Source organism: Paenibacillus sp. N119s, from assembly GCF_059447605.1.
Genome location: NZ_JCAJRU010000259.1, coordinates 1 through 6,589, shown reverse-complemented (window position 1 = coordinate 6,589; position 6,589 = coordinate 1). Strand labels below are relative to the sequence as shown.

Here is a 6,589-nt window from a genome sequence, read left to right as displayed (position 1 = left end):
TCCCTCCCTTTTTAGTTATTTTTGTATACATACGACTAAGTTAAGTCCCGTTTCATGAGCTTGCGCTGTGTCACCAGATAGGACACGAACATTCCAAAGGCTCCTGCTAGCAATGCTCCCCACATTACCGGAGACAAGAGCATCCATTCCTTACTATAAGATGCCGTTATCAGCACCAGATTGGCCCCACAGACTCGAACTATAATCGTAACTATTCCGCACATGATCATGACGACAATGGATAGCCAAAAGTACTCTTTTCCTCTCTTCAGAAATTCCAAATGAATATAGATGGCTTGAATGAGCATTCCGTAGCCTATCCATGTCAGAGCAAACGATACAAAGAAACCTGTGCTGGCATATATCCGAAGCGTACCTGACAACGTAAACAAAAGAGTAAAAAATATCACACTATTCACAACAAACGCCAATATCCCTTGTTGAATTCGGCTCATAATTACGGCTTTCATCGGTATAGGCAAGGTGCGGAAAAAAGCTAACATGTGCGTATAGGAATCTTCCTGCAAATATTTGAACGCTCGACGGTTATAAAAGAATCCCAAAAACGGAATCAACGCCAGCATAATGAAATCAGCTACTGGGCTCAAGGCTGCATGCTCACCCCATTGCACACTTACCGCAAAACTCATGGTAAACCCCAAATACGCAATAAATAGCAACGTCCATAGTGCTGCATATGGATTCTTGCGAAAATCCTGACGGGTAATCATCCATGCCTGCTTCATGATCGTCATTTTCTTATCCTGATCCCTTCTGCACTACCTGTGTAATAACGACCTCGTTCGCTCTTCATTTCGAAGTGTTACCACAGTGTCTCCAGTGTTATTACTGTATATATCTTTATACACAGTATATAAACCAAGATTTACCGTTGTCAACCACCCGAACAAAATTGTGCGTACAATCACAATAGCTCGTTTGAGCCTATGCTACTCTGTAAATGAAAAACGTTCTCAATCAAGGGGATGAACAAATGGATCAAAGCATGCTTCAAACCGCAGGACGTTTTATGACACTGTCCAAAGGAATTGCGTTAAAGAAAATAAGTATGGAAACTGTGCAGCAGACGTTTATGCAACATGGTTTTATCATTCAAAAATAAAGGAGTTAACCATCATGAGCGAGCTCATTAACAACCGGGAACATACAGCACAGGAATTAACGGAGCGTCAACGAACCTTGAAGGAAATTATAAAAGAACTACATGCCGGGAAAAGCGTGGAGGAAGTCAAAGCGCGTTTTGCAGAGGCCGTTGGCGGAGTAAGCGTGGCGGAAATTTCAGCTATGGAGCATGCCTTGATGACCGAGGAGGGAATCCCGGTGTCGGAAGTCCAACGCCTCTGTTCCGTTCATACGTCGATATTCAAGGGCTCTATTGAGGATATTCACCGTCCTTCAGGACCGGAGGAACAACCGGGGCATCCTGTCCACACCTTCAAGCTGGAAAATCGTGAGATCGAACGGCTGGTCAATTTTAAGCTGGCATTGCATGCAGAGCAATTTCAAAAGGAAGACAGTCCTAAGGTGATTTACAAGTTGCTGGAGGATTTAAGTCTGCTAATGGATCTCGACAAGCACTATAGCCGCAAAGAGAATCTGGTCTTTCCTTATCTTGAACGCTATGGAATCTTTGGTCCAACCAAAGTGATGTGGGGGGTGGACGACGGGATTCGCGCCGCCATCAAGGATGCAAAACAGCTGCTCACTGAGTATAACGGGAATCGTGAACAGATTGGGCAGGCACTTGCCCATATCATGAGCGAAGTGAATGAAATGATATTCAAGGAAGAGAATATTTTGCTGCCGATGGCACTCAGTAAGCTGACCGAGGATGAATGGCTGAAAATAGCCCGGGAAAGCGAGGAAATCGGTTTCTGTCTGACCGCTCCTGAACGTGAATGGATACCTGAACGGGCAAAGGACCCCGTAGAAGCCCTTGAGCAAACAGAAGGCACTTCCGCTACTCCGCAAGGGTTCGTGCGATTCGAAACAGGAATTGTATCTGTACAACAATTGGAACTGCTGTTGAATCATCTGCCTGTTGACCTGACCTTTATCGATGAAAATGATGTTGTTCGCTATTTCTCTCATGGTAAAGAACGGATTTTTGCCCGTACCAAGGCCGTCATTGGTCGTACCGTACAAAATTGCCACCCGCCGCAAAGTGTGCATGTTGTTGAGAAACTGCTGGAGGATTTTAAAGCCGGTCGCAAGGATGTTGAAGATTTTTGGATTCCAATCAAGGACAAATTTGTCTACATCCGCTACTTTGCTATTCGTGATGCCGAAGGACGCTATCTGGGAACGCTGGAATTCACGCAAAATATCGCTCCTATTCGCGCCTTGGAAGGACAAAAGCGTATACTATCCGAGTAGCAACCAGCCGTAAGCCACCATGTTCAGGTTTTTGTCGCCCATATTTATAATATGCTGTTCTACTACAGGTTTGGCCCCCAGCCTTTCATAAAAAGTACATGCTGGATTATCAGCCAGCACCCACACCATAACAGAGTGAATATCCATACTATTAAAATGTTGAAGCAAGCGTAAAAATAGTCTCTTGCCCAGCCCTAAACTATGGTATTCACTCGAAACATAAAGAGCCGTTATCTCCCCCCCGTATGGGGGATATTCCCCTGACATTTCCGGACCTCCACTCACGAATCCAATAATCTCCCCCTCCTCATTTTCAGCAACATATACGAGATGGCCGTCTTCAGTAGATAGATTCGCATTCCACAGTTCTGTTCTTTGCTCATAGGAAAGCCGTTCCAGAACCTCGGCAGGCATGATATCTTTGTACGTCGTTCTCCAGCAGTCTACATGCACTTTGGCGATGTCTTCGGCATCTGATATTGTCGCTTCCCTGATCATCATGTTGATTCCACTCCTAGTTTCCAAATATTATGCCTCCTATTATACCGACGATCCAAATCTCGATCTATGATTTATAACAAGAAGCTCATTGTTTGGTGAAGTGGATATGCTATTCTAAAAAACTTACCAAGAGAGTCTTATGCACACGACCCGCACATTGGACTCCCTATGGCACAATACTCTTTTACGAGGTCAAAATATAAGGACCGTTTTTTGTAATCGCAATCGTGTGCTCGTATTGAGCGCCCCAACTGCCGTCTGCTGTGCTGATGGTCCAGCCATCATCCCCCCAGAGCACCGCGCCTTCGGGTCCGAGGGTAAATACCGGCTCAATGGTAATCACCATCCCTTCGCGCAGCGGCAATCCCGTTCTAGCACGGCCGTAGTGGAGAACGTCAGGCGGCTCATGCATGTGGCGCCCGATCCCATGCCCGATCAGAGATTTGACGTTACCGTACCGTCGCCATCTTGCCGCTTTTTCCACCGCATGCCCGATATCCCCTAAGGTCTTGCCCGGGCGGGCAACTTCGATGCCTTGCATCAGCGCCTTATGGGTCTGTCGTAGCAACTTGGCTACCGGCCGGCTGATGTTACCCACTGCATAGGTCCATCCCCGATCAGCCAGCCACCCATCCTTGTTGACCACAATGTCGATGGTCACAATATCCCCATCATGAAGCACCCGCTGCGAGGGAAAGCCATGACATACCACCTCATTGACCGAAGCGCAGGTAGCATAAGGAAACCCCTTATAGCCCTTTTGCTCGGGCGTGGCACCACGCTTGCGTAGAAATTGCTCCACCCAAGCATCAATTTCAAGCGTTGTGATTCCCGGAAGAATACGACTTTCCAGCGTACGATGGCAATCTGCCAAAATACGTCCGGCCTCCCTCATATAGCCGATTTCCTCCGGTGTTCGTATCGCTACTTCTATTGGAATCCGCCTCCTTTGTACATACAATTCACTAAACCTATCCCATTGTATGCAAGACGGACACAAAAAAACCGTCTCCTCTGCGGATAGACGGTTTATAAAAGTCGTGTTTCTAGTTGTTCAGTAAGCGAACCCTTAAGATACTGAAGAATTTATGCGGCCGAGTTCGTTTTCCACCACCATGGTCAACTCTTCCTCATACCCTCCTGTTATCCGGTATTTTCGCACATATTCCTTTACAAATTTTTTGGGATCCTTAGGCCGGAAAATTCGAGTCATTTCCCGCAGACTTTCCTTAACTTCATTGTGACCTTTCGTTGCCATGTAACTCCCTCCCAAAACGTTGAAAATAAGTGCTCCGTTGAAGAGAATGCCGAAAAGTATTGATGTCCTTATGCAGTGAAGTAGTATGTCTAGTGCAGCTTAGGTCGGGAATGCCTGATGCGAGGCATGTACCTGACACTATTATTAACCCATTTTCGTTTGGCTGAATCACTACCCCATTATACCATATTCAAATACAGCTTTCAGCTTTCCAGTAAATTTACATTGATTTCACCTATCTTTTACGCTTCATAGCATTTGGAGGTCTCAAATTAGCAGCTGTATAGAGGTATACCTTATTTATCGGCTTTTGGAGCGTATGTGTTTGGGGTAAAATAAATAAACATAACAAGGGAGGGAAAAGGATGAGCCGTAATGCTCCGCTGTTCACTGCACCTGTTGCCCGGCTGTCTGCGCTGAACCTCGGAACTTGTGAAGAGGAAGGCATCAATGCCTCCCTACTGGATCAGGCAGACCACGAAATCCCAGCCAAATTTCCGAAAATGCACAGCTTCCTGCTGCTTCGCCGCGGCAAGCTGATCTGGGAACGCTATTACAACGGTCATGAGGCAAGCGCTTTGAATGATTTGCGTTCCGCAACCAAAAGCTTCACCTCCACGCTCGTCGGCATTGCTATGGCGCGCGGGGATATGCCCGGACCCGAAACAGCTGTGCATAAGCTGATTCCTGAGTATTTACCCCAGCGGAAGGATACACTGCTAGAACGGATTACGATTCGTCATCTGCTGACTATGACGTCAGGCTTGTATTGGCAGACAGGCAAAAAGCTCGGTGAAGCTTTTATCCACCGTTTTCATCGCAGTAAAAGCTGGCCGTCCTTTGCCCTACGCTTACCTGTACAGGAGGATCAAATCGGCGTATTCCAATATCGCAGTGTGGATTCGCATCTGTTGTCCGTACTGCTCACCCGTTGCAGTGGGATTGATGCCTATACGTATGCTCTCCAGCATTTATTCGAACCGTTAGGATTCGGGAAAAGTGGTTGGGCACAAGATCCAGAAGGCTACACCATGGGCCACATTGGTCTGTACCTGACGTCGCGAGACATGGCTAAATTCGGCGATTGCTGCCTTCATCAAGGCATCTGGAATGGGAAAGAATTGATCCCAACCGATTGGCTGCATCAGGCGACGCAGCGACAGGTTGAAGGCTATCCGGAATTCGGAGATTACGGATTCCAATGGTGGACTGGAAGACTCCACAGCATGGACTATGCATGTGCGCACGGACATGGAGGACAGCAAATTTATCTGATACCGGAAGCGAACGCAGTCGTGGTGTTTACAGCAGACAGCAAGGTGAGCCGCTGGAAAAACCCACGAACGCTGCTAGAGCGTTTCGTTTTGCCAGCCATATCCTCCCTCAACTTGGAACGTTCCTGAAATGAGCTTCATGTGCTTATTGAATATAGGGGGCTAAACAATCATGGAAGTCTCAGCACCAAAAATTCTAATATTATACGCCAGCTACGGGGAAGGCCATGTCCAGGCCGCTCGGGCAATCATGGATAGTTTGCGAAGACTCGGACACTGCGAGGTACAACTACTCGATCTGATGGCTGAATCTCATCCATGGCTGAATGGGCTGACCAAATTTGTATATATGCAAAGCTTCAAAACCATTCCACAGCTATACGGCTGGGTCTATAACATCACGCGCAGTATGCAGGCTAAATCGGCCTTTGGCCATGTACTGCATTCATTCGGAATGCGTCAGCTTGCTCTCACACTGAAAAAGGAGTTGCCGGATCTTGTGATCCATACCTTCCCGCAGCTTGCTCTCCCGGCGTTGCGCCGCAAAATGGGCATGAATTTGCCGATTGTCAATGTGGTTACAGATTTCGACCTGCATGGGCGCTGGCTACATCCTGATATTGATCGCTATTATGTAGCCACTGAGGATCTTCAGCAGGAAGCCGCGCAGCGGGGAATCCCTATCGAACGTATAGCCGCGACTGGGATTCCGATTCACGCTTCTTTTTATAACCTATCTGCCGACGAAGTCCCTGATCAGCCGCAGACAATCCTACCGTTACAGACTGAGAGGACCACACTGCTCATTATGGCAGGCGCCTACGGTGTGTTATCCGGCATACTGGATATCTGTCGTCATTTGAGCCGCCTTCCGCAGCTACGACTGCTGATCGTGTGCGGACGCAACCAGCAATTGAAAGCAGAATTGGATGCGCTATATGCAGACCATCCAGACATCTATACCTACGGATTCGTGGACTACGTTCCAGCACTTATGCGAGCAAGTAATCTGGTGATTACAAAACCTGGCGGTATCACGCTCTCAGAAAGCATCGCATCTGGTTTGCCTATCCTGGTGTTCAAACCCGTACCTGGTCAGGAACTAAATAATGCTCTGTATCTGCAGCAAAAAGGAGCTGCCCGCATTGCTCGCACCACG

General features: G+C 47.5%; 8 protein-coding genes. 4 read left to right on the top strand and 4 right to left on the bottom strand.

Features of this window, described 5'->3' with window-relative positions:
• Positions 1–35: 35 nt before the first annotated feature.
• Positions 36–755, bottom strand: a complete 720-nt coding sequence (locus tag AC5V8P_RS22025) for a hypothetical protein (protein ID WP_064796650.1) — start codon at positions 753–755, stop codon at positions 36–38.
• 239 nt (positions 756–994) lie between these two features.
• Between AC5V8P_RS22025 and AC5V8P_RS22020 the strand changes: the two genes are divergently transcribed.
• Together AC5V8P_RS22020 and AC5V8P_RS22015 are read left to right on the top strand one after the other, a co-directional pair.
• Entirely contained in the window at positions 995–1,123 is a 129-nt protein-coding gene (locus tag AC5V8P_RS22020; protein ID WP_269203236.1) for a hypothetical protein, read from the top strand.
• 14 nt (positions 1,124–1,137) lie between these two features.
• On the top strand, positions 1,138–2,397 hold the full coding sequence (locus AC5V8P_RS22015) for a DUF438 domain-containing protein (RefSeq protein ID WP_064796651.1): 1,260 nt from the start codon (positions 1,138–1,140) through the stop codon (positions 2,395–2,397).
• On the opposite strand, the gene AC5V8P_RS22010 is transcribed toward AC5V8P_RS22015, so the two are convergent.
• From AC5V8P_RS22010 to AC5V8P_RS22000, 3 genes are all read right to left on the bottom strand, one after another.
• A complete protein-coding gene (locus tag AC5V8P_RS22010; RefSeq protein ID WP_063211322.1) occupies positions 2,386–2,898 on the bottom strand; it encodes a GNAT family N-acetyltransferase in 513 nt (170 codons plus the stop codon). The two genes, AC5V8P_RS22015 and AC5V8P_RS22010, sit on opposite strands and share 12 nt — an antisense overlap.
• A 184-nt stretch (positions 2,899–3,082) precedes the next feature.
• The gene (gene map / locus AC5V8P_RS22005) at positions 3,083–3,832 is read right to left on the bottom strand and encodes a type I methionyl aminopeptidase (RefSeq protein WP_064796781.1); all 750 of its coding nucleotides are present in this window, start codon (positions 3,830–3,832) and stop codon (positions 3,083–3,085) included.
• Positions 3,833–3,967: 135 nt separating this feature from the next.
• The gene (locus AC5V8P_RS22000) at positions 3,968–4,156 is read right to left on the bottom strand and encodes a hypothetical protein (RefSeq protein ID WP_007428354.1); all 189 of its coding nucleotides are present in this window, start codon (positions 4,154–4,156) and stop codon (positions 3,968–3,970) included.
• Positions 4,157–4,521: 365 nt separating this feature from the next.
• On the opposite strand from AC5V8P_RS22000, the gene AC5V8P_RS21995 reads away from it, so the two are divergent.
• Entirely contained in the window at positions 4,522–5,559 is a 1,038-nt protein-coding gene (locus AC5V8P_RS21995) for a serine hydrolase domain-containing protein (protein WP_064796652.1), read from the top strand.
• A gap of 43 nt (positions 5,560–5,602) precedes the next feature.
• Positions 5,603–6,589, top strand: a 987-nt coding sequence (locus tag AC5V8P_RS21990; protein WP_495473864.1) for an MGDG synthase family glycosyltransferase, incomplete at its 3' end; no start/stop codon positions are given.

Coding starts and splice junctions, on each gene's coding strand:
- AC5V8P_RS22020 (WP_269203236.1), top strand. CDS start 995: ATGGATCAAAGCATGCTTCAAACCGCAGGACGTTTTATGACACTGTCC.
- AC5V8P_RS22010 (WP_063211322.1), bottom strand. CDS start 2,898: ATGATGATCAGGGAAGCGACAATATCAGATGCCGAAGACATCGCCAAA.
- AC5V8P_RS22025 (WP_064796650.1), bottom strand. CDS start 755: ATGACGATCATGAAGCAGGCATGGATGATTACCCGTCAGGATTTTCGC.
- AC5V8P_RS22000 (WP_007428354.1), bottom strand. CDS start 4,156: ATGGCAACGAAAGGTCACAATGAAGTTAAGGAAAGTCTGCGGGAAATG.
- AC5V8P_RS21995 (WP_064796652.1), top strand. CDS start 4,522: ATGAGCCGTAATGCTCCGCTGTTCACTGCACCTGTTGCCCGGCTGTCT.
- AC5V8P_RS22015 (WP_064796651.1), top strand. CDS start 1,138: ATGAGCGAGCTCATTAACAACCGGGAACATACAGCACAGGAATTAACG.